The sequence below is a fragment of the Plasticicumulans sp. genome (genome assembly GCF_035331805.1).
Lineage (GTDB): Bacteria > Pseudomonadota > Gammaproteobacteria > Competibacterales > Competibacteraceae > Plasticicumulans.
Map to the genome: position 1 here is coordinate 1 of NZ_DAOLKE010000504.1, position 1,925 is coordinate 1,925.

Annotated in this window: 1 protein-coding gene; it reads right to left on the reverse strand. The window is 75.1% G+C overall.

The features are described from left to right. The coding region (locus tag PKE44_RS18870) for a DUF3971 domain-containing protein (RefSeq protein WP_324554305.1) at positions 1-1,801 on the reverse strand (1,801 nt) is incomplete at its 3' end. Positions 1,802-1,925 lie beyond the last annotated feature (124 nt).

Genomic DNA, 1,925 nt, shown 5'->3' on the forward strand with positions numbered 1-1,925 from the left:
CCGGTGCCGGCGCGTCGTCCCCGGCCGGTGACCAGCGATCGAGCACGACGCTGGCGCGCACGCCGCTGCCCTGCGCCAGCCGCGGCGCGCCGGCGTTGTAGCGGATGTCGCCGCGCTCGATGCGCGGGGCCTGCGGGAAGTCATCGAGTTCGAGCAGCACGCGCAGCTCGCGGCCGTAGTCGAGGCTCAGCCGGGCACGCTCGCGCGTGCCGACCTCGACCTTCAGCGCCAGCGGGCGCTTGTCCTCGGCACGCTTGCCGAGCGGCGCCGGCAGGTCGAGCGCGAGGCCGCTCAGCGGGCTGTCGAAGCCGAGCACGTACTGCGGCGCGCCGGCGCGCGCGGCCGGCACGGTCAGCGTCAGCACGCCGTCGGTCTCGCCGCTCGCGAGCGCATCGCGGCCGCTGCCGGACAGCTCGTCGGCGGCCTCGCCGAGCAGCGTCTGCAGCCGGTAGCGGCCGGCGAGCCGGAACACCGTCTCGCCGTTGCCGGCGCCGCCGGTGCTGGCGACATCGAGGCGCATCGGCTCGTCGCCGAACAGCAGGCCGAGGTTCTCGGCGCTCAGGCTGCCGTCGTCGAAATCGAGCGCGCCGTGCAGGTGCGTGAAATGCCAGCCGGCATCGGGCAGATCGAGCGTGCCGCCGAGGAAGTGGATGCGGCCGCGCCCGTCCATCGGCCGGCCATCGGTCGGGATGCGCAGCGCCAGATCGACGGTGTGCGGCCCGCCGAGCGTCATCGCCTCGGCGAAGGGCCCGAGGCGCGCGCGCACCGGCGTCTCGCGCAGGATGCGCTGCAGCTGCGCGCCATCGGCACGGCTGACGCCGTCGACCTCGACCAGCGTGTGTTCGAGATCGGCGATGCGCACTTCGGCCGTGACCGGCACGCCGAGCAGCGTCGCCGATTCGGCCTGCACCGTCAGGCCCGGACCGGCGAACACGACCCCGGCTTCGAGGTTTTCGAGCCGCGGCCAGCCGGGCGCGAAGTCGAGCGTCGTGTCCTCGACGCGGAAGCGCGCCTCGAACTCGCCGTCGCCGTCGCGGTACGGAAAGCCGTCGGCGCGGCCGCGCAGGCGCACGTGGCCGTCGTAGCCGCTGCCGGCGACCAGCCCGCGATCGAGCCAGTCCATGCCGCCTTCGCCGATGACCTGATCCGGCAGATAGGTCGGCGCAGCCCCGACCTGCAGGCGCGGCACCTCGGCGCTGAGGTCCAGATACGGCGCACCGCCGCCGGCCGGCAGCGTCACCGAGCCGGTGACGATCGCGGCGATGCCGGGGGTCGCGAGTTCGAGGCGTCCGATGTCGATGCGCCAGCCGCCATCCTCGGTCTGCATCCAGTCGAGGCGCCCGCGCGCGGTCTCGAAGAAGAACGGCGAGCGGAATACCGCGCTCGCCTCGAAGCTCAGCCACGGCGCGTCGAAATCGAGCCGCCCGTGCGTCGCCGTGAGCTGCAGCGTGCCGTCGAGCCGGTCGATGCCGGGCACGGCGCCATCGGCGTGCACGCGCAGGTCCTCGACCAGCGCCGCCGCCGCCCAGGCGTCGGGGTGCGCCGGATCGAAGCGCAGGCGGGCCTGCGGGATGCGCAGCGAAGGCTGCAGCCGCGCAAGCCAGCCGCCGGCTTCGGGTCCGGCCTGCGCGGCGGCGAGGCGCAGCAGCGCATCGACCGGCAGATCGGTCGCGCCCAGTTCGAGCTGGCCATCGGCCGCGCGCTTCACGCCGAGCGTGCCGCCTTCGATGCGCGCACCGTCGGCGTCGTGGGCGCTGTAGTCGAGCGCCGCCTGCCAGGGGCCATCGGGGTCCGTCGCCACGTCATCGCGGCGCCAGTCGAAGCGCAGGCCGAGCCGCGGCAGGCCGGCAAGCAGCGGCGCGAGCCCCGGCAGCGCCGGCAGGGCGGCCGGCTGACGGCACGGTCACGCGCCTGCTCGGGCGGCT